The following is a 25,903-nucleotide window of genomic DNA, read 5'->3' on the forward strand; positions in this document are numbered from 1 at the left end:
CAAGGCCGACTCTAAAGAGTCGGGCTTTTTTTACTTCTGTAGGATAAAAGTAGAGTAATTAAAACAGCCCATAGGCTTCAGTTTCTTGTTCTGGTGCGTTGTCAGGTGTTTCAAGATCTTTGGGCTTAAATATTGCGCTAGGATCAATAAGCACACTGTGTTTATCAGCAAGCTTAATTAGACCATACATCATGTTTCTTGTTTGGGGGTCAATATCAAAACCAACTTCAGTGAGCTTATCCAGAGGTTTAATATCTTCTTTTTTATATTCAATATTATCTTCCACCTTATCAACTAACAGGCCTACATGAGGGATCATTCCATCTTTGGTGGTAAAAACAATAATAGGTTTATAATCTAAGGTGATTTGCTCTATTGCAGAGTCAAATAAACGCTCCAGGTGAATAAGTTCATGCCGTCTTATAATCTCAAGTTGGGTGCTAACTTGTTTACTGTTGCCTTGTTTGTATGCACTTATCGCACTTGTCAATTTGTGTAGAAGCGATTTAAACGGTTCGTCAAAGCGTGACATTGAATTTTTTAGTTCGTCGTTATCCGTTTTAAACTCTGTATAAAACTGTTCAAAATCAGCAAGCTCATATTGACTCGCCTTTAACGAGTTTTGCGAAACAAGTAACTCCTGCTCTAACTTATTAAACCAAGCCATTAGTTGTTTTTGCCAGGATTTAAGCTGCTTTAAAGCATCTAAATTACTGTGCTCAGTAGAGACTCCATTTAGAATGATTCCTAGGTCAAATACAGGGGTTGGGATCCCCATATAGTCTTTTACACCTAAAAAGCTTTTATTGTCGTTAGGTAATACCGTGAGGTTATTATTAAATTGTTCCGTTAATAAGATATCAAGAATCTTAAGTGAAATGGTTTTATAACCCACTTTAAAGTTAATTAAGTCCATAGTTTCCTCACATACTTAGTTTGTATATTAAGGATAGAACAATATTTGGAAGGTACTTATTTATTCACATAATAAGATCGATATACATTACGCTTATTTTGATTTTCAATATCAAGAAAAAGCTTTTTGACTATTTTATCATTTATTAACAGTGAATTAAGTTCTTTCATTAGGCAAGAGCGTTTAAGCGGTAATTTGCAGTTTTCTGCTGCTCTACTAAATGCCATCGCGTTAATATAACCTTCAAAATGAAGGCGATTGGGTTTTGTAATCTTGTTTGCCAGCATATCGGCTAAAAACTCATTACAAAAATCATCATTACAAGTAAGTGGGTTAGGAACAATTTCTGTCACCATAATATTTGAGGGAGTAGTCACCTCATCAAATAAGTCAGAACTAGGTACAAAAGAAACACTGGTATAGTCTGGGGTAAAATTCTTCGCATGTGCACTGTTTATAAACTCACCAAGTGGTGCGTAGGTACCAACTAAACAGATAGCTGTCACTCCACTAGCTTGCAAAGTATTCAACGCTGATTCCACATCATGGCTGTTACGTTGATAACGCGCGACTTTAACGGGAGACAGATCATACTTAGCTAACTCTTTTCTCAGCCCTGATTCTACATACAAGCCAAACTCATCCGCTTGAATAAATAGCCCTATTTTTGTATGTTTACGTTCCTCTACTAGGTATTTAATTTGTTCTGCCGCCTCGTCATTATAGCTGGCTCTTAAATTAAAGACGTTAGCGCGTGATTTTTCATATAGAAAGCTCGCCCCACTAAAAGGCATTAAAAACGGAACTTGTGATTGTTCTAGTAAAGGTATAATGGCATGACTGGTTGGAGTGCCCATGGCCCCGAAAAGTGCATCAACCTTGTCTGAATAGATAAAGGTACGGGTATTATTAACGGTTTGCTTTGGCTCATAGTTGTCGTTAGCAACCAAAAGCAATATCTGAGCGCCGTTTATACCGCCAGCATTATTGATCTTATTAAAGTAAACACTACTGCCTTTATGTAATTGTTGGCCAATATTTTGAGCCGGCCCACTAAGCGCCGTAGACATGCCTAGTTTAATTACTTTGCTATTATCTTGCTCTGCATAGGCTAAAGGCTGCCCCAAGGCGAATGCAATGAAGGTAATACTAAGGTGTATTATTATGCGAAATGCGCTCATACCAGTTATTTACAGCCTTTTTAATTAATGCATTAAATGATTTTGTGCCATTTAAACCTAACTCAATTTGGATATTTTTAGGTGTCCAATTCTGTAATATTAGCCTAATAAAAACAGATTGGAAATTATCCTCATCATTTGGCAAGCTAAGAGGAGATGCCCACAAGCTCCGCCATAGAAGAGGTTTAATATTAAAGAGCTGATAGTCACTTGCTAACATGGATTTTAATCTTGATTGATCGGCTATGCTGTTGGTATGAGTATTAAAGCGTAAGACAATTTTTGCGACTAATTTACAATCAAGCTGGCTAAAGTGGCTGAGCAATTGCAAAGGAAAATCAGCTTCGAACTGAGCTGTTAATTGCTCTTGTAGTTGGTCACTGTCGGTTAAGCTTTTAACAACTAATGCGCTATGTTCGCCGGTTGCCTTATCTTTTTGAAAACCCAATTTTACTAAATTAAAGTCATTTTTTTGCCAAAAACTAAGTAACTGTGCATTAGCCCCAAAGCTGGCACCCAACCAATCACACTCAGTTTGCAATTGTTGCTCACAGTACTTTAATAATTGTGTTCCTAATTGTTTATTATGCAGCTCTGGGTCTATGGCAATTCGCACTACGCGAGCACAGTGTTGTTTTAATACCTCAGCGTTAAAGCTTAATTGTGCAAGGCTTTGCGCCATTAAATGTCCTTGAGGGCGGCGCTTACCTTGCGCTACTTCATTACTCAACGATGTATTAAAGCCACCCTCTATCGCAACTAAACACAGACCAAGAATATTATCACCTTGTTGGCAAATAAATAGGCGTTGCCCTGCGGCATCTAGTAAATGGCGCAAATCATTCACACTGGTTTGATAATGTGCCAATGTAAGCAAACCAATAACTTGATGAAGCAGTGTCTCGTTGCTAGCAAGTTGATTTGCTTGCACATGCTTAAATTGCAAAGGAGCATTATTCAAACTAGTGCTGTGGTGTTCTGCATCTAAAGCTAAGAGTATGCGAAGGTGCTGCTCTAAAGGATCATGTTTTGCAAAACGGATAGGCTGTTCAAGGTTAATGCTACGCATGTTCTTAAAATGCGTTTTGAGGTAACGAGTAAACTTTAAAATATAACCGCGACCATTGCCTTCATAGCCAACCATAGTGCTTGAAAATACCACGCGAGGATATAGGTGAAGTATTTTTATAAGGATCGGTACAGGGATTGCTGCTGCTTCGTCAATTAATAGTAAGTCACACTGCGGTTGTTCGCTCAGTAGTTGATCAGGCGCCACATAGTGCATGTTTGCAATGTGTTTATCGCCTAACTGATACTCAAGATTAAGTGCACTCGCTAAGTGCTTAAAGCTGCTGTGCAAAGCACGAAATTGCGTAGCGCAAATAAGTATGTTTTTATCACTGAGTTTACTAGCTGCAATGCCTAATGCGGCTGATTTTCCTCTTCCCCGATCTGCATTAATTAATAATGGTCGATTTGCTCGTCCGTTCGCCGTTTTTATTATTAATTCCACACACTGTTGCTGCTCGGTAAAGTCAATTTCACCAGTTGATTGATTAGTATCGGCAATGCACTGCCAGCCATTTCGCTGGCTAAAATGTAGTAAAGTAGTTTTGCTGAGTAAGTGTGCTAAGCGTTGGTTAAAAAAGCTGTAAGGGTGCATTTGCCCAAAGGATTGAAATAAGGGAAGGGCGTCATCACACCAGTGTTTAAGTGCTTCAAGTTCGGGTAGCAATATAATTAAAAACCCGCCTGCTTGCACAACGCCACTGAGGGCGGCTAGTTTATCTGGTACCAGTCCACTGAAGCCATCGTAAACGGCGTGTGCGTACTCTTGCCCTAAAATTTGGTGGGTATGCTCTGGCCACTGTGCATTGACTAAATGAGTGCTTTTTGAAAGCACAAAGGAGGGCTGTTGTAAATGAGCAAGCAGCTGAGTGCTTTGCTCATAACACCAGCTCTTATCGCCTGTAAGCAGCAGTAATTGACGATGTTTCGCATTCGCTAGTTGTTGCTGTACACGCTCTATAACGCGGTTAAACGGCTTGTAATCTTGCATAAGCCGTTACTAACCACTTACTGCCTAAGTCGTCAAAGTTAACTTGTACGCGAGATTGTGCGCCACTGCCTTCGTAGTTGAGCACGGTGCCAATGCCAAACTTTGCATGCAGCACGCGTTGACCTAAGTTAAATCCGCTTTCTTCAAATGCAGCATGGCTCACCGATGCGCTAAAGCGACCGGCTGCTGGCGGGCGAGACACTTGTGTTTTAATACGAATTTCTTCTACGCAGTCTTCGGGTATTTCACGTAAAAAGCGCGATGGGCTGTGATATTTTTCTTGGCCATATAAACGGCGGCTTTCGGCATGGCTTATATATAGCTTATCCATAGCACGGGTCATACCCACGTAACAAAGGCGGCGCTCCTCTTCTAAACGGCCGGTTTCTTCATTACTTTGTTGTGATGGGAACATGCCCTCTTCAACACCGACCATGAACACTAAAGGAAACTCCAAACCTTTAGCTGAGTGAAGCGTCATCATTTGAACGGCGTCTTCATGCTCATCGGCTTGGCCTTCGCCCGACTCAAGTGAGGTATAAGCTAAAAAGCCTTGTAGTGGCGAGCTAAATTCTTCCTCTTCGGGGAGTTCATACTGATCGCAAGCACTAATTAATTCTTCTAAGTTTTCTACCCTAGCGCGACCTTTCTCGCCTTTTTCAGCCTGATACATAGCCATTAACCCTGAGGTTTGAATCGCGTATTTAGCTTGCTCATGCAGCGTTAAGTCACTAATTTTATCTTCAATATGCTCAATAAGTTCGACAAACTTTGCAACCGCTCCTGATGCACGCCCCGATAAATGCTGTTGTTCTACAATGGCTTTAGCAGCATACCAAAGCGGCAGAGATTCAGCGCGAGCGCAGTCACGAATATGGCTCAATGTTTTGTCGCCAATCCCACGGGCTGGGGTATTAATTACACGCTCAAATGCGGCATCATCTTGGCGGTTACCCACTAAGCGTAGGTATGAGAGGGCATCTTTAATTTCTTGGCGTTCGAAGAATCGCATACCGCCATAGATTCGGTACTTTAAACCTTCTTGTAGCATCGCTTCTTCAAGTACCCGCGATTGCGCATTACTACGATACAAAATAGCCGCATCTTCTAGCGCATTTCCGGCATTTAGCCAGCTGCGTAATTTGCTACTCACAAAGCGCGCTTCATCTAGCTCGTTAAAGGCGGCATAAATAGAAATTGGTTCGCCGTCGTTACCGTCAGTCCACAAACTTTTACCCATACGCTCGGAGTTATTCTGTATAAGTGCATTAGATGCTTTAAGAATAGTGGCAGTCGAGCGATAGTTTTGCTCAAGGCGAATTGTCTCTGCGTCAAAATCGGTTAAAAAGCGTTTGATATTTTCAATTTTAGCGCCACGCCAACCGTAAATACTTTGGTCATCATCGCCTACAATCATGATGCTACTAGTGTCGCCCGCAAGTAGTTTTAACCATGCATACTGAATAGTATTGGTATCTTGAAACTCGTCTACTAGCATATGCGCAAAGCGCTGCTGATAATGACGAAGCAGAGTTGGGTTATTTTTAAGAACCTCATAGCTACGTAGTAATATTTCGGCAAAATCAACTAGGCCAGCTCTATCGCAAGCTTCTTGATAGGCGGCGTAAACGCGCAGCATCATTTGCTCGTTAATATCGTATGCTTGAATATCTTTAGGGCGCAGAGCTTCATCTTTTTTAGCGCTTATGTACCAGCCAAATTGTTTTGCAGGCCATTTTTTATCATCGATATTCATCGATTTTAATAAGCGCTTGATCATGCGAAGCTGATCGTCAGAGTCTAAAATTTGAAAGGCTTCGGGTAAATTTGCTTCACGGTGATGTGCACGTAAAATTCGGTGCGATAAACCATGGAAAGTACCAATCCACATGCCGCCAACAGGAGCCTTTAAAGTTTCTTCAACCCTTGAGCGCATCTCTTTAGCAGCTTTATTGGTAAAGGTTACCGCAAAAATACTGTAGGCAGAGGCTTGCTCGACTTGCATTAACCAGGCAATACGATGAACCAATACTCGAGTTTTACCTGAACCTGCTCCTGCTAATACCAGCATGTTTTGTAATGGCGCTGCAACGGCATCGCGTTGTTTATCATTTAAGCCATCGAGTAATTCTGAAACGTCCATCGTTACGCCTTTTTAATCAATAATGAGAGCAGTATAACAGGTGTTTTTGTTAGGCTAAATAAAATACTGTTTTTATAAACAGCTATTTATAAAATAGGTATTTAAGTTACTGTATTGATACTAATATATACAGAGCAAGTAATAAAATATGTATTTAAAATTGCTAATTTGACCTAAATTTGGCAAAAAATACTAAAGTGATAAATTGGTAATAATTTAACTGTATGATTTGTAAGCCTTAATAAATTGGCATAAAGTGTGTAAGTATAAATAATAAGTACAAATACAAAATTAATTAAACTACAGAGGTTGGTATGGCTGAACAAGGTTCTGGCGGTAATGTAATCGCCGCTCTATGTAATATTTTTTTCCCCGGTCTAGGGCAACTGGTGCAGGGGCGTATTCTAGCTGCGCTGGTGTTTGCAATTTTGGTTTTTGGCGGCTATGCATTATGGTTTTTAGTGGTTCCAGCCGTAATTGGAGCCGTATTCCATTTATGGGCAATTATTGACGCTGCCCGCTATCGCTCAGGCGGTTAGCTAAATTGATGATACTAAATAACCTGAACTCTGGATAATAAATCTATCTCAAGCAGCTATTTTGAGCGCTAACTGCGTTGAATTTACTTGCAATAGACTAGCTATTGACGCGTAATTTCGCCTTGTTTTCACTGAACATCTCTGGCTAGAGAAAACAAACATAAATATCATTTTGATTCAATATTTTAGTAAATCTCTTAACCAGAGTTCAGGTTAAATAGCGCCTTATGGCGCTATTTTTGTGTCTGGCTTGCGTTATTCATAACTGACTGGGTTATAATCTGTTGTAATTAGCAGTACTGGAATAAAAGTATATGGAATACCAATTTATTCGCGACCCTATTAGTGGGTTAAGAATTAAAATAAGCAGCGAGCACGCGATTATAGGCCGTTGGTTAAACGAAGAAATAGGCAAAGACAAAGTGGCTATGGTGCAGGCACTTATTAGCTCGGTGAGTTCAAGCTTTGAACCGTTAACACTCAAAGGCCAAGAAATTGACCTGATCCTTTCCAAAGATGAAGCATTATTCGAAGCACATGCGCTGCATCAAGATAACGAAGATATATTAGCCTACCAAGATGACGAATTAATGCTTGAAGAGAATGATTTAAGCAGTGGTTGTGGTTTTGAAGACTTTGTTGACCTGATCAACTCATGGCATGAGTTTTCGGCTGGTCGTTAAGTTATATTATCTGTATTATTACCCTAATTATAAATCCAACAGTGGAACCAATATGTCTGCGAATTTAAACAAGCTAGTTGTTATGCTAGAAATGCAAAATGCCATGAATACTAAAGTACATGAGCAATGGTTTAGCCAAGGCTTTGAATGGTATAGAGCTATTTGGGTTGAATGTGCAGAAATGTTAGACCATTACGGTTGGAAATGGTGGAAAAAACAAACCCCAGATACTGAACAAGTGATTTTAGAGCTCGTTGATATTTTTCACTTTGGCTTATCGTTGCGTATTGACGGTGAGACCAGCTATGAGCAAATCGCTACGCAACTACAAGCCGAAATGAGTGCACCACAACAAGGTGATGACTTTAAACAAACGCTTGAATTACTAGCGGCCAGTGCTGTTGCCAATAAAACCTTTGATGCAGCCGCCTTTGCTGGTTGTATGGCGCAAATAGGCATGGATATTGATGATTTATACCGTGGTTATGTAGGTAAAAATACGCTTAACTTTTTCCGCCAAGATCATGGTTACAAAGATGGCAGCTACATTAAAGTATGGCATGGTCAAGAAGATAACGAACACTTAGTAGAAGTAGTTAAAAGCCTTGATACTGAACATGCAGATTTTGCAAAACAGGTATATCAAGGCTTAGTAGCGCGTTACCCTCAGGGCGAATGAGCTAAATAAGCTTACGATAATCGGTTACGCTTAAGTAATCGCTTATATCGTTATGTGGTTGCTGGCTATTAGGGTTAGCAACCGCAAGTAAATGCTCAATGCCGTATTCTCGTGCGGCATGTAATACCGGTAAGCTGTCATCTACAAATAAAGTGCGGCGTTTATCAAACCCCAAATCCTCTTGTACCTTATGCCACAAGCTTTGTTGCTCTTTACTTACCCCGTATTCATGAGTCGACACCACCCCATCTAAATAGTTATCAATAGCGGTATGTTCAAATTTAAGCATTACGCATTCAGGGTGGGCATTAGTCAGCAAAATGAGCTCTTTACCTGCTCGTCTAAGTTCAGTTAAAAAATGCGGAACGTCTTCACGTATTTTGATTAAGTGGGCAGACTGACGCTTTAATTCGAGAATAGGTAAGTTTAGCTGTGCTTCCCAATAGTCAGAGCAGTACCACTGAATTTTGCCACTCACAGCCTGATAGCGTTTTAAAATATCTGCACGCGCTTCATCAATACTAATATTTTGAGCCAAGGCATGTTGTTGTGGCACAACATTGAGCCAAAAGTCGGTGTCGTAATTTAAATCGAGTAATGTTCCATCCATGTCGAGTAATACAGTATCGATTTTTGACCAGTTGAGCATGATGTATCCTTGTGAAAATTGCTTATTGAAATGACTAACTTGCGATGAAGTGAATTAATGAATTTTGTTATTTGGGTTATTAAGATATAAATCCGACAATGTTATATTCAAAGCGTATTCATATTTTGAAATAAAGAATTAACCTTAACGAAACCCGAGAATTATTTGCTCAATTAAATTGCTTTTAATTCAAACTGAAACTCGCATCTTATACTCATTTGGGTATATGATTAGTATAACTGCAATGATAGCAAATTGATGCCCATGACACAGAAAAAGCACCCAACACCACCACAAATTCTCAGTAATAATGTTGTCGCTAAAAGTCGCTTATTTACTGTGGAGTCTTTAGAGCTTAAGTTTTCAAATAACCAAGAGCGTCAGTATGAGCGAATTCGCGGCGGTGGCCGTGGAGCCGTTATGATTGTGCCCATGACAACTGAAAATGAGCTATTACTAGTTCGTGAGTATTGTGCAGGCACCAATGACTATCAGTTAGGGTTCCCCAAAGGGCTCATTGACCCAGGTGAAACGCCTGAACAAGCCGCAAATAGAGAGCTTAAAGAAGAAATTGGCTTTGGCGCTGAGTATTTTAAACCGCTCAAAACAGTCACTATGGCACCGAGCTACTTTAACGCGACCATGCATATTTTGTTTGCTAAAAATTTATACCCTGAAACCTTACTAGGTGATGAGCCTGAGCCATTAGTGCTGGTGAAATGGCCGCTTTCACAGTGGCAGTCATTATTAGACCAACCTGACTTTACTGAAGCACGTAGTGTTGCTGCTCTGCTATTATTAGATAAGTATTTAGCCTCAGGAGACATTAATGAATAAACTTCTAGAGCCATGTATTGAGCTTGCGCAATGTGCAGGGGATGCCATTATGTCTTTGTATAAAAAAGATGATATTGGTCAACAAGAAAAATCAGATAATACGCCAGTAACCAAAGCAGATTTAGCCGCAAATGAGGTGCTCGTCGCCGGCTTAAATGCGCTAGCTCCCGACATTCCAATTATGTCAGAAGAAACCCCCATTCCAGCATTGCAAGATAGGCAGCACTGGCAACGGTATTGGTTGCTTGACCCGATGGATGGCACCGGTGAATTTATACTCGAAAGTGGTGACTTTGCCGTTAATATTGCATTGATAGAAAATAACCACCCAGTGTTGGGAGTTATTCATTGGCCAGCAAAGGGCGTGACCTATTATGCAACTGCTAATAATGGGGCATTCAAGCGAGAAGGTGAGTACGATAAACAAATATTTGTAGCACCGCCCGAGAGTTTAACTTTGGCTGTGAGTCGCCGCCAAAAAATAGAAGCAGTTAGTCAGTATCTAAATGCGCAATTTGCAACGGTGGCTTTAGGTTCGTGTTCACTTAAAGCGTGTATTGTTGCTGAGGGTAAAGCGGATTGTTTTTTAAGAATTGGTCCTACAGGTGAATGGGATACGGGTGCATCGCAGGTTATTGTTGAAGAAGCAGGTGGCTGTATTACCGATGCTGAATTTAATCCTTTAACGTACAACCAAAGAGAAAGTACAGAAAATCCAGATTTTATTGTTATGGGTCATCCCGACTGGGAGTGGCAAAAAATGATAAATCCACATCAGCGATTACTGTAAATATCACTGTTTGATGGGTTTTTGTTCACTTAAACGTTTTTAATTAGTAAAACCTTGCATTATAGGTTTATTCCTATATTATAGCGCTCTCTTCGAAACAGGCTTGTGAATAACACAATACTGTTACTAAGAAATTACAGGCGCGGGATGGAGCAGTCTGGTAGCTCGTCGGGCTCATAACCCGAAGGTCGTTGGTTCAAATCCGGCTCCCGCAACCAATTTTATTTAGAAAATTGGATACTGTAAACTCTAACTTAAGAGATTAAATTAAGTAGTCGATAGACTTAAAATATACAGGCGCGGGATGGAGCAGCCTGGTAGCTCGTCGGGCTCATAACCCGAAGGTCGTCGGTTCAAATCCGGCTCCCGCAACCAATTTCCTTTAGAGGATTGGAAGCCAAGTTGTAATGTAAGCAACTATAAATAAATCTGCAATTTCAGGCGCGGGATGGAGCAGTCTGGTAGCTCGTCGGGCTCATAACCCGAAGGTCGTCGGTTCAAATCCGGCTCCCGCAACCACTGAAATAAATTGTAAAAATGAATCGACACTCTATACGAGTGTTTTTTTATGCCTAAAATTCAGTGAAATGGGTAGCTCGTCGGTCTCAGCTCTCCATTAGCCAGCAAAGGTCGTCTATTAAATTCCGGCTCCCGCAACCACTGAAATAAACAGCTATATTAAAGCAACACGCCTAAAGCGTGTTTTTTTATGCCTAAAATTCAGTGAAATGGGTAGCTCGTCGGTCTCAGCTTTCCATTAGCCAGCAAAGGTTGTCGGTTCGCTCCTTACAAACTCTGGCTCCCGCAACCACTGAAATAATATGTTTTATTAAATCGAAACGCTAAAGCGTGTTTTTTTATGCCTGAATTTAAATCTATTCACTCTATTTTTAACATCTTGAATTCTACTTTTTGAAAGTGTTATTGCTGAATATTTAGTATGCTATGCACTAAACTCTTTAAAACTTTTTGTAATCAAAATTATGACTGAACTCTATCACTGGTTTGATTTAATAGGTGTGGCGGTATTTGCTATCTCAGGCACCTTAGTGGCCTACGAAAAGAAAATGGACGGCTTTGGTGTAGTTGTACTTGCAACTGTTACGGCTATTGGCGGCGGTACCGTTCGCGATGTAATACTCGACCAGCCCGTATTTTGGTTACACGACCAAAGCTACTTTTATGCTATTTTGGTGGCGGTTCTGGTTACAACGCGACTGATCAATAAGCAAAAATCAATTCCGTACTATGTGTTACAAACCGCAGATGCGTTTGGTTTAGCCTTTTTTGCAGTAATGGGAGCGCAAAAAGCGCAATTGGCCGGTATGCCAGATATGACAGTTGTGATTATGGCTGTGATCACTCCCTGCTTTGGTGGATTGATTCGCGATGTGCTTGCCCGCGATATTCCAATGCTGCTCAAAGGTGAGCTGTATGCTATTACCTGTATTGCTGGTGGTATTGTGTATACCTTAAGTATCAACCTATCGTTAACGGTGGAAGTGGCAATGATTTTGAGTATGCTAATGACCTTATTGCTACGTTTTTCGGCGATTAAATGGAAGATTATATTACATGTTTTTAAATATCCTGACTAAACTGTGTAAATACAGCTGTTATAGGGCCTGTTGACCTTTGCGGATTAAAATTTGTTCAAACTAGGGGCGACTTAATCGCGGCGCGAGGTTTGTAACCTAGTGGACTAAGTGAAAACCGAGCAACAAAGAGTAAATCGCCCCTAGGCAGAACCCTTCGGGCAGCGCCTGTTTGGCATTAATGCTGCGTTATCGCCTATTTATGGGGAATAACCACACGACATAGGCTCTGCCTTGCCTAAATACCAAACAGACTGCTGCAAATTTAACCTTGAAAGGTCAGCAGACCCTAGGATAAGGAATGTCGTTAGCCCGTATATTTTCTCGCGCGCAGGTGGGGATAAACGCCCCCGAGGTGATGGTTGAAGTACATTTAGGCAATGGTTTACCCGCCTTTCATATTGTCGGTTTACCCGAAACCTCGGTTAAAGAGGCCAAGGATAGAGTACGTAGTGCTCTTGAAAACTCGCAATTTGGATTTCCCGATCAACGTATTACCGTTAATTTAGCGCCTGCCGATCTCCCTAAAGATGGTGGGCGATTTGACCTTGCGATTGCGGTAGGTATTTTGGTCGCATCGGGGCAAATAGTCTGCCCTGATATTCATAAGTATGAATTTTACGGTGAGCTTGCACTTAATGGTGAAATACGGGCGGTAAATGCCATTTTGCCTTCAGTGCTTGGTGCCAAAGAGCAAAATCGTTGCTGTTTTCTGCCTCTTGAAAATGACAGTTTGGCCAGCCTAGTCAGTGGTGTAAAGCGAAAAGCCGTCAGTTCTATACAAGAGGTGTGGGGAGACTTGCTCAATCAACAACCTTTACCGCTCAATATTGTCTACCCTGATTGCACCCAAGCGCCAGACTTTTTACTCGATTTAAGTGATGTAAAAGGCCAACCCGGTGCTAAACGTGTATTAGAAATTGCCGCTGCTGGTGGGCATAACTTATTGTTTTTAGGTCCACCAGGAACAGGAAAATCAATGCTTGCGCAACGAATGGCTACCATAATGCCAACCATGTCTGATGATGAAGCCATTGATACAGCGGCCTTATATTCAATTATTGGTCATTCAATTGATTTAACCAATTGGCGTCAGCGACCGTTTCGCAATCCGCATCATACCTGTTCTGCGGTGGCGCTAGTGGGTGGCTCGTCTAACCCTAAGCCCGGTGAGATATCGTTAGCGCATAATGGTGTGTTGTTTTTAGATGAGCTGCCTGAATTTGAGCGTAAAGTGCTGGATTCATTACGAGAGCCTATGGAAACCGGAACAGTGACGATTTCGCGCGCGGCCAGACAAATGGAATTTCCAGCGCAGTTTCAGCTTATTGCAGCACTTAACCCTAGTCCAACTGGGTGTCATCATGATAAACGGGCGACACCCGATCAGGTAATGCGCTATTTATCGCGAGTATCGGGGCCGTTTATTGACAGAATTGATTTGCAAATTGAACTACCAAGGTTGAGCAGCGTGGAGCTACAAAGTACAACTACAGAAGAAACCAGTGCTGAGGTGAGGGCACGAGTAGAAGCAGCTTATGTAGTTCAGCTTAAACGCCAAGGTAAAGTAAATGCGCGGTTAAATAACAAAGAGATGAACTTGCACTGTGAGTTACCACCTGCAGAGCTGCAGTTTTTAGCCAGAGCCAGTGAAAAGCTGGCGCTATCGCCGCGCTCTTATCATAGAGTAATCAAAGTGGCGCGGACGATAAGTGATTTAAAAGGTGCGCCACAAATCAGTTTAAATGAGCTTAAAGAAGCGCTTAATTATCGGGCATTTGAGCGTTTATTATCGCAGTTAACCCAACACTAAGGATTTAAATTGAAAGCATATAGCCTTTACCGCGAACAGTGACAATACGTTTTTGATCTTTCTCATCGTTCAGCTTTTTACGTAAACGACCCACTAACACGTCTACTGTGCGATCGTTGGGGCTCCAATCGGGCTGGCCAATTTCTTCTGATATTTTTTCACGGGAAGTCGCTTTACCAGCATTACCAATCAAACAAATAAGCACTTTGTGTTCTGCTTCAGTCAGTCGTGATTCAATCCCACTGGCTGTAATAAGGGTGCGATTATCTGGATGAAGCTTAAAATCGGCGTATTCAATAAACTCTTCACTGTCATCGTCGCTGTGATTATTGGCAACTCGTTTGTATAGGGCGCGCATTCTTAGCTCAAGCTCAAGTAAATCTACCGGCTTGCAAATATAGTCATCGGCACCTTGAGCAAGGCCTGCAATTCGATCGGCTTGTGAGTCACGACTCGATAATAAGATAACGCCAATATCGGTGAGCGTATTTAGCTCTTTGGCAAGTTGTAAACCGTCGCGTTTTGGTAGCACAATATCAATTATTGCCAAGGAAATCGTATTGCGCTGACTTACTCGGCTTTTAACAACATTTAACGCATCGGCCCCTGTGGGGTCAACGTCAATAGAAAACTCGGTATTTATAAAATGATTTTGGATGCGCTTTACGAGTAATTCGTCATCTTCAACCAATAAAACATTAATTGCCATAGTCTGTTATTTTTTTAGTTTCAGCTTTGTATATTAGCATTATTAATGGTCTGCATAACACAGAGAACGTTGTTTTTCGGTAACATTATATTACGAATTGGTCTAATAACATTACTTTTGTAATGCGCACTTTTCACTTGAGCGACAAAGTGCGCATTATGGTTACTAATCTTTATACATTGAATCCCACCATTGTGGTTCATTTTTTAACTTTTTGTCAAAGTAAGCCAACATGGTGTTCCACCAATTAAATCGCTTATCGCGCGCAAATATTTGGTGATCAGCCCCCTTGTACTCTATCATTTCAACGTCTTTATTAAGCAGTTTTAGGGCTGTGTACATAGTTAAGCTTTCGCCCACAGGCACATTAGTATCACTGTCACCATGAATAAGCAGTAATGGTGTATTTACTTTATCGGCATGAAATACAGGGCTATGCTGGCTGTAAAGTTGAGGATTATTCCACGGAAAGCTATTTTTTGAGGCTTCGCCTGAGTATAAATAACCCCACCATCCTTCACCCCAGTATGACGTTAAGTTTGAAATACCGGCATGCGCAATAGATGCGCTAAACATATCGGTTTTGGTGGCAAGCAGCATAGTCATAAAGCCACCATAAGATGCACCAAGATTACCTACTTTGCTACTGTCTACAAAACTGTATTTAGCTAAAAATGCCTCTGTGCCTTGGATAATGTCATCGGCGGTATAGTCGCCCCAAGCATTTACATGTTGTGCTGAAAAAGTTTGCCCAAAGCCCGTTGCACCGGTCGGTTGTACAACATAAACCACATATCCGTTTGCTGCCCATAAGTTAAAAGGGTAACGCCCAGTAAACCCACGTGTTACTGGTGAGGTGCCACCATAATAATACACAAGAGCAGGGTACTTCTTGGCTTTATCAAGATTGCTTGGCAGATAAACACGGCCAGAGATTTCTACGCCACGCTTATTGGTAAAGTTAAATTCTTCAAGCGCAGGAATAGCCGTATTGGCATACGCAATCGGGTTTGAATCCCAAATGAGCTCTACCTTGTTTTTACTTACGTCGAAGCGCTTGAGTTGTTGAGCGCTCGACGCATTACTGCCACTAATTAATAACTGGGCATTGCGTGTATTTGAAAAACTAAATTGTTGCACAATATCAAAGCCCGTATTTAGCTTTTTAAAGCGCTGCTTACTTAGATCAAATAAATACAGTGGTTGGGTGTCTTTTTCTGTCACTTTGATTAGCGCATCACCATTGCTTAGTACTTCTAATGTGCCAATCGCAGGGTTAAACTGTTTACTTAACGCCGTTACTTTTTTTGCGTTATCAGTTAGTAAGTACAGCTGCCCATCGTAATTATTAGCCAGCATGTTCTTTGGTAATGTTCTGCCTGCACCATTTTTAAAATCTGGGCCTGCAACTACGTAAATGTCGCTTACGGCATATTTTGCTTGATTAAAGGTTTTAAACTTACCTAGTGATTTTAGGCTATTAGATTTTAATGTAAGTTCAACTAGCTCAGTTTCTGGATGTGTTGAAGCTTGCATTGCCATAACAGGGCGACTAATTAATAGTTTTCCACGGTTACTGTTTGCATCTTCAAGGCGATGGCTTAATACACCTTCAGTTAGGGCTTTGGTTAAACCACTTTTGGTATCGAGTAAGTATAATTGGCTAACGGTACGAGCATATGACCAACGATCTTGAAGGCCTTTATGGTGTTTGGTTAGGCTGTTATTTTCTTCAGGCGATTTTGACCAACTAAATAAAATACTGCTGTCGTTATAAAAGCTGAAGTTACTTGCGCCTTCAAGGCCAGAGGCTAAGGTTTTAATTGTTAAGTTTTTACGGTTTAGTTGCTTTAATTCATTGTTGAGTAAATAAACTAAAAATTGGTTATCAGGGCTCCAAATGAACTGACTTGGCTGGGCTGCTTCAAATCGATATAGCGTCTGGTTTTTAGTATCTTTTAGCTCAGTAATGGTATGTGCATCATTGCCAGTTTTATCACTATAGCGCTTAGTTGTGCTTAAGTAATGCTTAGCATCTGGAGACAATGAGAGGGCACTAATAGTAGGTGCATCGAATAACTGCTTTGCTGATAAACGTTTGGTTTTATTGGTGGTTAGGGTGACAACATCAGTGTCTGCTTTTGGCACAAACTCTAAGCTAACATCATTCCAATTAGCAACCTGTTGGGCGATGAGAATAACAGTATGTGAGCCGTTATTTAAAGCAAGCGGGTAGCTTTGGCTTTCACCAGTTTGCTTTTCACCGTTAATAAAAACCTGGCCTTGCTCTATTCCTGTAATGTTTAAGGAGCCTTGTGTAAATCGGTTCGTTTCAATATGAAATTTAAGTGCCTGTAAACCGCCTAAGGTAAGCGCGTTAATTTTATCAAGTGGCTGCCACTTGTGTTTTTTTCCAAATACAACAAAACTTTCAGTATTAGATTCAAGTTGTGTCAATAAATTGCTAATAACCACGTCACCATGGGGTGTCTGAAATGGCTTGGCTTGCATGCTTTCTGCAAGCGGACCAATAAATTGGATTTTTGATTGATCGAGTGGTGCGGCTAATGTCGTTAAACTCAAGCTACTTAATGTAAGTAGGGTTGCCAAGTAAGTAAAACGTTTTGCGTAACGATACCAAGATGCGCTTAAATTCATTGTTATGCCTATTATTGGGTATTTGGCCAAATATAGCATGTATTGTTATGATGCTCATATATCCAATATAGAGGAAAAAAAGTGACACTATTAATCATTTACATGGTTACAGCGATTGTGATTTCGTTTTTGTGTTCAATAATGGAGGCGGTGCTATTAAGCATTTCGCCTAGTTATGTTGCATTGCTGCGCAAAGAGCGCCCAGTGCTGGCGAAGCAGCTTGAAAAGCTAAAAAAGAATATTGATCAGCCATTAGCAGCTATTTTAACGCTCAATACTGTTGCCCATACTGCTGGTGCGGCAGGGGTAGGCGCACAAGCTGCCGTGGTGTTTTCAGACGCTGCAGTGGGGATTGCATCTGCGATTATGACTTTATTGGTGTTGGTGTTATCTGAGATTATTCCAAAAACCTTGGGTGCCAACTATTGGCGTGCTTTAACACCGAGTGTGACTTATGGTTTACGTATTTTGGTGTTAGTACTTAAGCCGTTTGTATGGGCTGCACAAAAGCTAACCAATTTGATGGGGCAAAAGCATAATGAAGCCTATTATATTCGCCAAGAAATAGAAGCGATGGCCGATATTGGCAGTGAGTCAGGGGCGCTTCATGCAGATGAATCAGAGATCATTCGAAACTTACTGCACTTTAGACATGCAAAACTAACCGATTTAATGACTCCGCGTACGGTTATTTTTAAAATTCATAAAGACCTTACTGTTAATCAGTACTTAAGTGAACATGGATCGTCATCATTCTCTCGGGTGTTAATTTATGACAAAGACGCTGACGATATAATAGGGTTTGTTCATAAAAACGATATTATGTTGGCGTATCATCGCTTGGGCACAGATTACAAAATTAGTAAGTTGGTTAAGCCTATTTATACGGTACCGAGCGCGCAAAACGTATCGTCGTTATTACAAACATTACTCACTCAGCGTACCCATATTTGCTTAGTGATTGATGAATACGGCGACGTACAAGGAATTGTAACCCTAGAAGATATGATAGAAGCGTTAATGGGCTTAGAAATTGTTGATGAGCGAGATCAATCTACCAATATGCGGGCCGTGGCTAAGCAACGCTGGCATCAACGCTTAGCTGATAGCGAGCATATAGTCAGCGCCGACGATAACGAACCTCGTTAGGAGGTCTGTATAAATAAAAATCTGCAAAGGTCAACAGACCCTAATTATTTTTTGTTTTAGCAGCTGTTTTTATCCAGTGCTGTGCCCACGAGATAAATTCAGCTTTTGCTTTTGGGCAGCTAAACAAAAATCCTTGTATAGTTAAGTCTGTTTGATAGTGCTTTAGGTAGGCAAGTTCTTCTGGGCGCTCAACACCCTCAGCAACAAGTTGTAGCTGCTCTTGGCTAGTCATATTAATTAATGAGCTGACCACCACTTGCGAAAACTTATCGGTTTCAATATGGCTTATAAAAGAGCGGTCTATTTTAACTTCAGTGAAAGGAAGTTGTTTTAGTTGATTAATATTAGTAAAGCCAGTACCAAAGTCATCCAGCGAAATACCAAAACCAAATATTCTGAATCTATTTAAGGTTTCTAACTGAGTATAGCTTGAAAGGGCATGTTGTTCGGTTATTTCAACAACCACATCACTGGGAAGCACGTCGTGCTTTTGTAATAGCAGTAATAACTTATTAGGACAGTTCAAATCATTTAACTGGCATGGCGACATATTAAATGACAACTTTAAGCTTTCTCCCAATTGCTCTTTCAGCTGTTTTAAGTCACTGCAGGCTTTTTCAAACAGCGTAAACGTAATGTCATTGATTAAATCACATTGCTCTGCAAGGCTTATAAATCGGCTTGGTAAAATAACGCGTTCGTTTTTATTTGAAACAATGCGAGCCAATACTTCAACACTTTGTATTTGGTTATTGTTTATATTTATTTTAGGTTGGTAATACGGTGTTATTTCATTATTTTTTAATGCGCTAATAAGCTTAGCTTTAGTAATTGGGCGCTCTTTTACAAGCGTATGGCTGTTTAACTGCGCTATTTTGGCAAGTAACGTATTTACCTGATTTAATTGCACAGGCTTGGTAAGGTTACCAACTAAATGCACATTGTGCTGCTTGGCTAAGTCAGCTGCTAGGCTGATTATTTTAGGGTCCATTTCAGAAATAATAACAATCGCACCGCAATAGCCTATTTCACCTAAATTACGAATTAACTCCATACCATCCATTTCTGGCATATTCAGATCAGTAAATATGGCGTCATAAAAGTTTATATCAGGCTTTACTTTCTCTAATGCTGTAACTGCGCTTAAGCAAGTAGTGACTTCTGGCATTTCGAGCTCATTAAAAATCGCTTTCATAACAATCAAAATGGCTTGTGAGTCATCAACAACAAGTATGTTTGGTAATTTAGTTCGCATTGTTGTCCCTAGTAGTTGTAACTTACTTCCTGTAATACTAAAAATAGTCGCTTGAATTGTTTTTGTCAGTAGTGTTGAGTTTTTTTACCTTAAATTATCGCTGCTAAAATTATGCTAGCTCACTCGTGTTTTTGAGGTGGATAGGTATACTAGCGGCATAATTTATAATGGTTAGAATAATGATAAAAGTCGATCTTTCTCTGGCAGAGCAACCGTTTACGCTGATGATAGCAGATCAGCAAGTTGTAAAAATATTTCATGATCAGCAAGCGATTGCATTTGAAAACCCACGTGAAAATTATGTCGAGTTTATACTTGATGAGCAGTTAATTGGTATTGATAGCAGTGAGGTAAGCCAGCAAAGCTTAGCGTTGTATGTAAACAATCAGTTTGCAACTCAGTTAGCTCTACCTGTAGCAGCACAGGGCGCACCTAAAAAAGGGTTTTTAGGATTCGCTGCGCTTGGCTTTAAATTATTTAAAAGCGCTAAGGTGGTTAAGGTGGCGCTTGCCAGCGCATCGGTAGCGGGTTATGCATGGCTGTTTACCATTGAGTTTGCGTTAATGCTGATTGCTTGCTTGGTGGTACACGAGTATGGCCATGTACGTGCAATGAAGTATTTTGGCATTAAAACCAAAGGTATTTATTTAATTCCCTTTGTTGGTGGTCTTGCTGTGAGCGACGATAAAATAACTACGCGCTGGCAAGATGTGGTTATATCACTTATGGGGCCTGCCTTTGGCTTATTTACTTCTGTGCTTGGTGTAGTGCTTTATTACGCCACAGAAATGGAAATATTTGCCGGTGTTGCAGTGCTTAGTGCACTGCTTAATTTATTCAATTTACTGCCTATTTTACCGCTTGATGGCGGGCATGTACTAAAAAGCATTAGTTTTTCAATGCGCTCATGGGTTGGTTTGAGTGTGTGCTTACTAGGGGTGCTGTTTGGTTTATGGCTCAGCTATACGTTTGGTTTAATGCTATTAATGTTCTTTTTGTTTGTTGGGGCACTGGAAATCGTGTTTGAATGGCGCGGCCGTCACTACTCACACTTATTGCCATTAGATAAATATGGCCAAGGTTTTTCAGCGGTCATGTATGCGCTGGTGGTTGCAGGCCATGTAGCAGTGATGATGCACTTTGCTGACTCAGAAAACGCCATTTTAAGCTTACCGATGAAGATTTTATCAAGCTAAGTAAGCGCGGGCTGTAATATAAGTTACAGCCCAGTTAGATTAATAAAAGCTCAATATGAGTGAAATAAATACTCCAGTAATAATAAGCTGTACCACGCAAAACCCCATAATATCTTTAGCTTTTAACCCTGCAATGGCTAATACCGGTAAAGCCCAAAAGGGTTGAATTAAATTGGTCCACGCGTCTCCCCACGCCACAGCCATAGCAACCCGCGCCATATCTGCACCAAGCTCTTGCGCTGCTGGTATAACAATAGGTGCTTGTACCGCCCATTGGCCGCCACCTGAGGGCACAAACATATTAACGAGTCCTGCACTTATAAAACTGTAAAATGGCAAGCTATCGGCATCAGCGATTGCAATAAAGCCTTGTGATATCTGCTGTGCTAATCCTGTATCGACCATTACCGCCATAATACCGGCATAAAAAGGGAACTGAATGACAATTCCCGCGCCACTCGGAATCGCTTGTTGTAGGCTATTTAGTAGGTTATGGGGTGTTTGATGTAGTGTGATAGCTAAAAATAAGAAAAGCGCTATCACACTGTTTAGGTTTAAGCCGCCACCTGCGATAAAAAAGTAATAGCCTAAGTAGGCAAGTCCGAGTAAACCAATACCCATACCTAACAGCTTACTTTGCTCTAAATGCTGAGCTGGGCGTGTTATTGTTACTTTATCGGCTAAAGTGTTCTTAAGCAGTAATGGGTCAATATAAACACTGTCTTTTTCATTTGGTAGCATATAGCGGTTAACCAGCGGCATAATAATAAATAAGCCAATCAGAATCGCAATGTTAAAACCTGCGAACAAGGTTTGCTCGGTGCCAATAATCCCCATTGTTGCCTGTGAAAAATGCCCTTCGCTGGCAATGGTTAGAGGTACGGAGCCTGCCAATCCGCCGTGCCACACTACAAAACCTGAGTAAGCACTCGCTACTAATAGCCGGTAATCCACTCGAGTCTGTTTGGCAATCGCTTTAGCAAATAAAGCCCCAATCACTAAACCAAACCCCCAATTAAGCCAGCTTGCTAAAAGCGAAATAAAAGTCACTAAAATAATGGCTTTTGGAGCTGTATTGGCAAGCGTTGCCAACTTTGTCAGTAACTTACTTATTAACGAGGTACTGGCGAGCATGTAGCCTGTTACTAATACCAACAGCATTTGCATGGCAAAGCTAAGTAAGTTCCAAAACCCGCTACCCCATGATGCTATTACCTCAAGCGTGGTTGCAGGGGTCGCTAAATTCGCAATGACCAAAGTGATAATGGTGAGCAAAATGACAAATATAAACGGATCGGGTAAGTACCGCTCTACAAGCTTGGTAAAAGGGCTGGCAACTTTATTAAGCATAATTAATAACCTAGTAAAAATTTACGTATTAATTAATCATGAAAAGTAGTGATTAGCAAATGGCGCAATAAATAAAATGACAACAAGGTAGGCTATAAGGCAGTGAAATAACTAAATACGTTGCTAGTTATATAACTAGCAAATACTAACTGTAGTCAGTATTTACTAGTGAGCTTAACTAAGTGTTGCTGAGCACCTGTTTTAAGCGATTTTGAACTTCTTGTACTAATAAGTCGGGCTGAAACTTTGATAAAAATGCATTACATCCCACTTTTTCTACCATGGCTTGGTTAAAGCTACCACTGAGAGAGGTGTTAAGCACCACATGTAAGTTTTTTAAGCGGTTGTCGTTGCGTATTTCATAGGTTAAGCGATAACCATCCATAGAAGGCATTTCGGCATCGGTAATCACCATAAGTAATTCTTTTTCAACATCGCGGCCTTCATCGGCCCAACCTTTCAGCATATTGAGTGCTTCCAAGCCATTACTGGCTGGAACGATTTCAATACCAAGCTGCGATAGCGTATCGCTAACTTGCTTGCGTGCTGTTGGCGAGTCATCGGCATGTAGTATTTTTCGCCCAGAGAATTCGTTAACTATAGTTTGGTCTAACACTCCATCTGAAATATTAACCTCGTACTCAACTATTTCAGCCAGTACTTTTTCTACATCTATAATTTCTACCAAGTGCTCCACGTCGTCGCGCTGTACTTTAGTCAGTGCGGTAATGTAATGATTTTTACCCACAGAGCTAGGCGGCGGCATAATATCAGACCAGGTCATATTTAAAATATGATCAACTTTGCCAATTAAAAAACCTTGGGTGGTACGGTTATATTCTGTTACTACGAGATTACAATCGTCGCCATGTTCTTTGTGTGACATAGAAATTGCTTGGCGTAGATCAATCACCGGAATAGATTCACCACGAATATTAGCAACACCCGTCACCTTAGGGTGAGAGTGCGGTATTTTGCTTAGACGGGGAAGCTTCACCACTTCTTTAATTTTAAATACATTGAGTGCGAATAAATGGCGGCTATGTAAATAAAAAAGTAGCAATTCTAAACGATTCTCACCTACAAGCTGAGTACGTTGATCAACTGACGCTAAAACACCTGACATAATAGACTCATTCTTTTCTCATAACTTAATAACTATAGTTTACTCTTATTTTTCTTCATAACGAACCTTGAATATTTCGATTACAGTAAAACGTTGCTTAGGTGTTATCATTTACAGTATCGTGTTACTAAATGATAAAAATAATCAATCGATTAACAAAAAATTATGCATCATATTTTAAAACGTATTGTTGTGCTGTTGCGCAGCCATATTGATCAGGTTAGTTGGCAATCTGTTGTAATAGCAACATCCTTACATATGCTACTTACTTGGAGTTTATTATTAGTGGCAAATGAGCAGGCCTTGCTTTCACCAGGGACTTTTTTTTACTACTACACGGTAACCACTTCAACGGTAGGGTATGGCGATTTAAGTCCATCAACAGATTTAGGTCGATGGATTGTTGCATTAATACAAATACCCTTTGGTTTGGCTTTATTTGGTGTCTTGTTAGGTAAAACAGGACAAACAGTAACTTACTTAATTAGGCGCGCTATGACTGGTGATAAAAACTTTGCTCACAGTAGCAACCACATTATTATTTTTGGTTGGCATAATGCTCGAACAAAAAAAATGATCGACTATATTTTGGCTGATACTAAACGTACAGATCGCCGTATTTTATTGGCGGTTACTGAACAAATAGAGCATCCATTCTTAAGTAATGAGAATGTTGATTTTGCTCGTTTGACTAGTTTTACTGATTTGGATGAGTTAGAGCGTGTAGCAATTCGCCATGCTGATAAAGTGATTATTGATGGTCAAGATGACGACCAAACATTTACTACCGCACTGCGTATTAGTCGTTTAGTTAAAGAAGATTGTCACATTAGCGCACACTTTTTTGATGAAACAAAAGTGGAAATGTTACTAGAGCATTGTCATAACGTAGAATGCAGTAGCACTAAGTCAGCAGAGATTTTGGTGCGCTCAATGCAAGACCCTGGCTCAAGTCGTGTTCAAGAAGAACTATTATCTACTTTGCATGGTGATACACAATTTAGTCTACAAATACCCAGTGATATAAAAACCATGGAGTTTGGTAAATTATTTCATCATTTTAAGTACGATCATGATGCAATATTATTAGGGGTGGCTCATAATTTAAGTGCAAAAAATATGGATTTAAATCCACCTTTAGATTACGCAGTAAATGCGGGTGATATATTGCATTATATCGCGCAAGAGCGAGTGTTGAGTGGTGAAGTTGATTGGCCTAGCTTGGAAAAATAATGACTGAAATTGCTTTTTTAATTATTGTTTTATGTGCTTACATTTTCCCTATTATGATAATTCTTAACAGTAAGCGTAGCCATGGCCATGAGAAAAATGGCTGGTTGGTCGGCGCTATTTTTTTCTCTTGGATAGCGCTTATTTTATATTTTTCAATTGTTCCCAAGCAAGGGCACGCAAAGAAAAAATAGTAGCAAGGGCAACGTTTGAGTTGCCCAGTGTTATTTTAATTGCTTGAGTTTATGCTCAACCAGCGGATCATCTGGCACGAGTTGTTGTGCCACCTCTAATAGCTTAATAGCATCGGTAGGATTTTCGTCTTGATGTTTAATGGCTACGTCTATTAGTGGTTGAATATCAATTTGCGCTTGATGCTCTTTTACATGCGTGGCTTTTTCATCAATTAAAATAGTGTGAGCGGTACTTAATAACGCTTGGCGATGTGGCGACTTAGCGTTGGCTTTATTAAGTTTTTTATAATAATCCTCTTTTAAACGCAGTGTTTTTGTTTGCAGCCTAAATTGCGCAATGTCGATTTGCTGATCACGAATAAAATCAACCGCCACTTGTTTATAAAAGCCAAACTTATTTAAATAAGTGGCATGAGTGCCGTGCCCCATACCAAACACGCGTAAGTGAGTGAGTTGTTTATAGCGTTTAGCATGTTGGCGGTCAATACGATTAGTTGGATCGTAAATAATGTAACCCTCGGCATCCCCTAAATCTAAGTCATGGTAGTCACCTTGCCAGTCATATTGCTGGGCTATCTCAGTACTTGAGCGGTCATCCCAAGGGGCGAGTAGCTTGTTTTTGGTGCTAACAGGGTGGAAAAACAGTACTTTGTCGAGTTTTAGTAATTTAGCAAATGCACCCACAGCAAAGCCGCCACGACTAAGCCCATAACCTAACTTTGTTTTAAATGGAGAAAGTAAGGGAGCTAATTGCTCAATAAAAAAGATTAAATTGCGATTACGAAACCAGTTACTTTTACCCAAATGCTGAAACGCAATAATATTAACGTTTTGCTTTTGTGCTAAATGATAGCCCCATGGGGCAAAGTCTTCGTTCAAATCGCGTTCTTGCACATCAGTGCCCGCAGGAGAAAAAGTAAAAAGCAGGGGTTTATTGAGATCAAAAAAGTGATATTTTACATACACATCACCGAGTAAATCTCCACCAGAGGTTGGTAGCTTTGCTTGCCTCTCATCATCGTTGAGAGTTAACCATTCATCTAACCAATACAGTAATTTCATTTTTCCTCCAGTACACACAAGCCGCAGATCATAACAAATCTGGCTACATAAGAAAATCGAGCGGTGAGATGCTACGCTGGTGGATAGTTA

22 protein-coding genes and 3 tRNA genes are annotated in these 25,903 nt (G+C 40.5%); 14 read left to right on the top strand and 11 right to left on the bottom strand.

The genetic code is table 11. The annotated features are described in order from the left end of the window. Positions 1-58: 58 nt before the first annotated feature. The 4 genes from AC27JR_RS13905 to uvrD are packed head-to-tail and all read right to left on the bottom strand — an operon-like array spanning position 59 to position 6,299. The gene (locus AC27JR_RS13905) at positions 59-916 is read right to left on the bottom strand and encodes a chemotaxis protein (RefSeq protein ID WP_487173932.1); all 858 of its coding nucleotides are present in this window, start codon (positions 914-916) and stop codon (positions 59-61) included. A 56-nt stretch (positions 917-972) separates the two neighbouring features. Next, positions 973-2,097, bottom strand: a complete 1,125-nt coding sequence (locus AC27JR_RS13910; protein ID WP_487173933.1) for an ABC transporter substrate-binding protein — start codon at positions 2,095-2,097, stop codon at positions 973-975. Then, complete coding sequence (locus AC27JR_RS13915; protein WP_487173934.1) at positions 2,066-4,156, bottom strand: GNAT family N-acetyltransferase; 2,091 nt, start codon at positions 4,154-4,156, stop codon at positions 2,066-2,068. The genes AC27JR_RS13910 and AC27JR_RS13915 overlap by 32 nt, the downstream gene beginning before the upstream one ends. Continuing rightward, a complete protein-coding gene (gene uvrD, locus AC27JR_RS13920; RefSeq protein ID WP_487173935.1) occupies positions 4,134-6,299 on the bottom strand; it encodes a DNA helicase II in 2,166 nt (721 codons plus the stop codon). Before uvrD ends, AC27JR_RS13915 begins: the two co-directional genes overlap by 23 nt. Before the next feature lie 314 nt (positions 6,300-6,613). Between uvrD and AC27JR_RS13925 the strand changes: the two genes are divergently transcribed. The 3 genes from AC27JR_RS13925 to AC27JR_RS13935 all read left to right on the top strand — a co-directional run bounded on the left by AC27JR_RS13925 (position 6,614) and on the right by AC27JR_RS13935 (position 8,200). After that, on the top strand, positions 6,614-6,838 hold the full coding sequence (locus AC27JR_RS13925) for a hypothetical protein (RefSeq protein ID WP_008108268.1): 225 nt from the start codon (positions 6,614-6,616) through the stop codon (positions 6,836-6,838). Positions 6,839-7,152: 314 nt separating this feature from the next. Then, positions 7,153-7,521 (top strand): YacL family protein, encoded by a 369-nt coding sequence (locus tag AC27JR_RS13930; RefSeq protein WP_131690291.1) that lies wholly within the window; start codon positions 7,153-7,155, stop codon positions 7,519-7,521. Positions 7,522-7,573: 52 nt separating this feature from the next. Continuing rightward, positions 7,574-8,200, top strand: coding sequence for a dUTP diphosphatase (locus AC27JR_RS13935; RefSeq protein ID WP_138623756.1), 627 nt, complete (start codon positions 7,574-7,576; stop codon positions 8,198-8,200). A gap of 1 nt (position 8,201) precedes the next feature. On the opposite strand, the gene yrfG is transcribed toward AC27JR_RS13935, so the two are convergent. Next, positions 8,202-8,849 carry a GMP/IMP nucleotidase gene (yrfG, locus tag AC27JR_RS13940; RefSeq protein WP_076920504.1) on the bottom strand — a complete coding sequence of 216 codons (648 nt, stop codon included), beginning with the start codon at positions 8,847-8,849 and terminating at the stop codon, positions 8,202-8,204. A 264-nt stretch (positions 8,850-9,113) separates the two neighbouring features. Between yrfG and nudE the strand changes: the two genes are divergently transcribed. The 7 genes from nudE to AC27JR_RS13975 all read left to right on the top strand — a co-directional run bounded on the left by nudE (position 9,114) and on the right by AC27JR_RS13975 (position 13,884). Next, positions 9,114-9,686 (top strand): ADP compounds hydrolase NudE, encoded by a 573-nt coding sequence (gene nudE / locus AC27JR_RS13945; RefSeq protein WP_205988833.1) that lies wholly within the window; start codon positions 9,114-9,116, stop codon positions 9,684-9,686. Beyond that, positions 9,679-10,476 (top strand): 3'(2'),5'-bisphosphate nucleotidase CysQ, encoded by a 798-nt coding sequence (gene cysQ, locus AC27JR_RS13950; RefSeq protein ID WP_076920502.1) that lies wholly within the window; start codon positions 9,679-9,681, stop codon positions 10,474-10,476. Before nudE ends, cysQ begins: the two co-directional genes overlap by 8 nt. A 141-nt stretch (positions 10,477-10,617) precedes the next feature. Continuing rightward, a tRNA-Met gene (locus AC27JR_RS13955) sits at positions 10,618-10,694 on the top strand. A gap of 80 nt (positions 10,695-10,774) precedes the next feature. After that, positions 10,775-10,851 (top strand) — tRNA-Met (locus AC27JR_RS13960). Positions 10,852-10,918: 67 nt separating this feature from the next. Beyond that, positions 10,919-10,995 (top strand) — tRNA-Met (locus AC27JR_RS13965). A gap of 464 nt (positions 10,996-11,459) precedes the next feature. Continuing rightward, positions 11,460-12,074, top strand: a complete 615-nt coding sequence (locus AC27JR_RS13970; RefSeq protein WP_008108278.1) for a trimeric intracellular cation channel family protein — start codon at positions 11,460-11,462, stop codon at positions 12,072-12,074. Positions 12,075-12,372: 298 nt separating this feature from the next. Further along, entirely contained in the window at positions 12,373-13,884 is a 1,512-nt protein-coding gene (locus tag AC27JR_RS13975; RefSeq protein WP_131690293.1) for a YifB family Mg chelatase-like AAA ATPase, read from the top strand. Between the two features lie 4 nt (positions 13,885-13,888). On the opposite strand, the gene AC27JR_RS13980 is transcribed toward AC27JR_RS13975, so the two are convergent. Further along, positions 13,889-14,593, bottom strand: coding sequence for a response regulator transcription factor (locus AC27JR_RS13980; protein WP_008108280.1), 705 nt, complete (start codon positions 14,591-14,593; stop codon positions 13,889-13,891). Positions 14,594-14,758: 165 nt separating this feature from the next. Then, positions 14,759-17,251, bottom strand: coding sequence for an alpha/beta hydrolase family protein (locus AC27JR_RS13985; protein WP_487173936.1), 2,493 nt, complete (start codon positions 17,249-17,251; stop codon positions 14,759-14,761). Positions 17,252-17,332: 81 nt separating this feature from the next. Here AC27JR_RS13985 and AC27JR_RS13990 point away from each other — a divergent pair, with 81 nt between their 5' ends. Continuing rightward, on the top strand, positions 17,333-18,400 hold the full coding sequence (locus tag AC27JR_RS13990; protein ID WP_487173937.1) for a CNNM domain-containing protein: 1,068 nt from the start codon (positions 17,333-17,335) through the stop codon (positions 18,398-18,400). 40 nt (positions 18,401-18,440) lie between these two features. Here AC27JR_RS13990 and AC27JR_RS13995 read toward each other — a convergent pair whose 3' ends face one another. Next, a complete protein-coding gene (locus tag AC27JR_RS13995; protein WP_487173938.1) occupies positions 18,441-19,655 on the bottom strand; it encodes an EAL domain-containing response regulator in 1,215 nt (404 codons plus the stop codon). 179 nt (positions 19,656-19,834) lie between these two features. Between AC27JR_RS13995 and AC27JR_RS14000 the strand changes: the two genes are divergently transcribed. Further along, entirely contained in the window at positions 19,835-20,851 is a 1,017-nt protein-coding gene (locus AC27JR_RS14000) for a metalloprotease (protein WP_487173939.1), read from the top strand. 39 nt (positions 20,852-20,890) lie between these two features. Here AC27JR_RS14000 and AC27JR_RS14005 read toward each other — a convergent pair whose 3' ends face one another. Beyond that, positions 20,891-22,201, bottom strand: coding sequence for a short-chain fatty acid transporter (locus AC27JR_RS14005; RefSeq protein WP_487173940.1), 1,311 nt, complete (start codon positions 22,199-22,201; stop codon positions 20,891-20,893). 178 nt (positions 22,202-22,379) lie between these two features. Then, the gene (locus AC27JR_RS14010) at positions 22,380-23,327 is read right to left on the bottom strand and encodes a chemotaxis protein CheV (RefSeq protein ID WP_487173941.1); all 948 of its coding nucleotides are present in this window, start codon (positions 23,325-23,327) and stop codon (positions 22,380-22,382) included. A 165-nt stretch (positions 23,328-23,492) separates the two neighbouring features. Here AC27JR_RS14010 and AC27JR_RS14015 point away from each other — a divergent pair, with 165 nt between their 5' ends. Then, a complete protein-coding gene (locus AC27JR_RS14015) occupies positions 23,493-24,560 on the top strand; it encodes a potassium channel family protein (RefSeq protein WP_008468731.1) in 1,068 nt (355 codons plus the stop codon). Beyond that, positions 24,560-24,751, top strand: a complete 192-nt coding sequence (locus tag AC27JR_RS14020) for a hypothetical protein (protein WP_008108297.1) — start codon at positions 24,560-24,562, stop codon at positions 24,749-24,751. Before AC27JR_RS14015 ends, AC27JR_RS14020 begins: the two co-directional genes overlap by 1 nt. Positions 24,752-24,781: 30 nt before the next feature. Here the strand turns inward: AC27JR_RS14020 and AC27JR_RS14025 are convergent, their stop codons facing one another. Next, complete coding sequence (locus AC27JR_RS14025) at positions 24,782-25,813, bottom strand: cytosolic protein (protein ID WP_487173942.1); 1,032 nt, start codon at positions 25,811-25,813, stop codon at positions 24,782-24,784. Between the last annotated feature and the right edge of the window lie 90 nt (positions 25,814-25,903).

The sequence above is a fragment of the Pseudoalteromonas sp. NH0006-26 genome, from assembly GCF_057552415.1.

Bases quoted from the DNA above. Each gene is read 5' to 3' on its own strand.
- AC27JR_RS13905 (WP_487173932.1), bottom strand. From the start codon at position 916: ATGGACTTAATTAACTTTAAAGTGGGTTATAAAACCATTTCACTTAAG.
- AC27JR_RS13910 (WP_487173933.1), bottom strand. From the start codon at position 2,097: ATGAGCGCATTTCGCATAATAATACACCTTAGTATTACCTTCATTGCA.
- AC27JR_RS13915 (WP_487173934.1), bottom strand. From the start codon at position 4,156: ATGCAAGATTACAAGCCGTTTAACCGCGTTATAGAGCGTGTACAGCAA.
- uvrD (WP_487173935.1), bottom strand. From the start codon at position 6,299: ATGGACGTTTCAGAATTACTCGATGGCTTAAATGATAAACAACGCGAT.
- AC27JR_RS13925 (WP_008108268.1), top strand. From the start codon at position 6,614: ATGGCTGAACAAGGTTCTGGCGGTAATGTAATCGCCGCTCTATGTAAT.
- AC27JR_RS13930 (WP_131690291.1), top strand. From the start codon at position 7,153: ATGGAATACCAATTTATTCGCGACCCTATTAGTGGGTTAAGAATTAAA.
- AC27JR_RS13935 (WP_138623756.1), top strand. From the start codon at position 7,574: ATGTCTGCGAATTTAAACAAGCTAGTTGTTATGCTAGAAATGCAAAAT.
- yrfG (WP_076920504.1), bottom strand. From the start codon at position 8,849: ATGCTCAACTGGTCAAAAATCGATACTGTATTACTCGACATGGATGGA.
- nudE (WP_205988833.1), top strand. From the start codon at position 9,114: ATGACACAGAAAAAGCACCCAACACCACCACAAATTCTCAGTAATAAT.
- cysQ (WP_076920502.1), top strand. From the start codon at position 9,679: ATGAATAAACTTCTAGAGCCATGTATTGAGCTTGCGCAATGTGCAGGG.
- AC27JR_RS13970 (WP_008108278.1), top strand. From the start codon at position 11,460: ATGACTGAACTCTATCACTGGTTTGATTTAATAGGTGTGGCGGTATTT.
- AC27JR_RS13975 (WP_131690293.1), top strand. From the start codon at position 12,373: ATGTCGTTAGCCCGTATATTTTCTCGCGCGCAGGTGGGGATAAACGCC.
- AC27JR_RS13980 (WP_008108280.1), bottom strand. From the start codon at position 14,593: ATGGCAATTAATGTTTTATTGGTTGAAGATGACGAATTACTCGTAAAG.
- AC27JR_RS13985 (WP_487173936.1), bottom strand. From the start codon at position 17,251: ATGAATTTAAGCGCATCTTGGTATCGTTACGCAAAACGTTTTACTTAC.
- AC27JR_RS13995 (WP_487173938.1), bottom strand. From the start codon at position 19,655: ATGCGAACTAAATTACCAAACATACTTGTTGTTGATGACTCACAAGCC.
- AC27JR_RS14000 (WP_487173939.1), top strand. From the start codon at position 19,835: ATGATAAAAGTCGATCTTTCTCTGGCAGAGCAACCGTTTACGCTGATG.
- AC27JR_RS14005 (WP_487173940.1), bottom strand. From the start codon at position 22,201: ATGCTTAATAAAGTTGCCAGCCCTTTTACCAAGCTTGTAGAGCGGTAC.
- AC27JR_RS14010 (WP_487173941.1), bottom strand. From the start codon at position 23,327: ATGTCAGGTGTTTTAGCGTCAGTTGATCAACGTACTCAGCTTGTAGGT.
- AC27JR_RS14015 (WP_008468731.1), top strand. From the start codon at position 23,493: ATGCATCATATTTTAAAACGTATTGTTGTGCTGTTGCGCAGCCATATT.
- AC27JR_RS14020 (WP_008108297.1), top strand. From the start codon at position 24,560: ATGACTGAAATTGCTTTTTTAATTATTGTTTTATGTGCTTACATTTTC.
- AC27JR_RS14025 (WP_487173942.1), bottom strand. From the start codon at position 25,813: ATGAAATTACTGTATTGGTTAGATGAATGGTTAACTCTCAACGATGAT.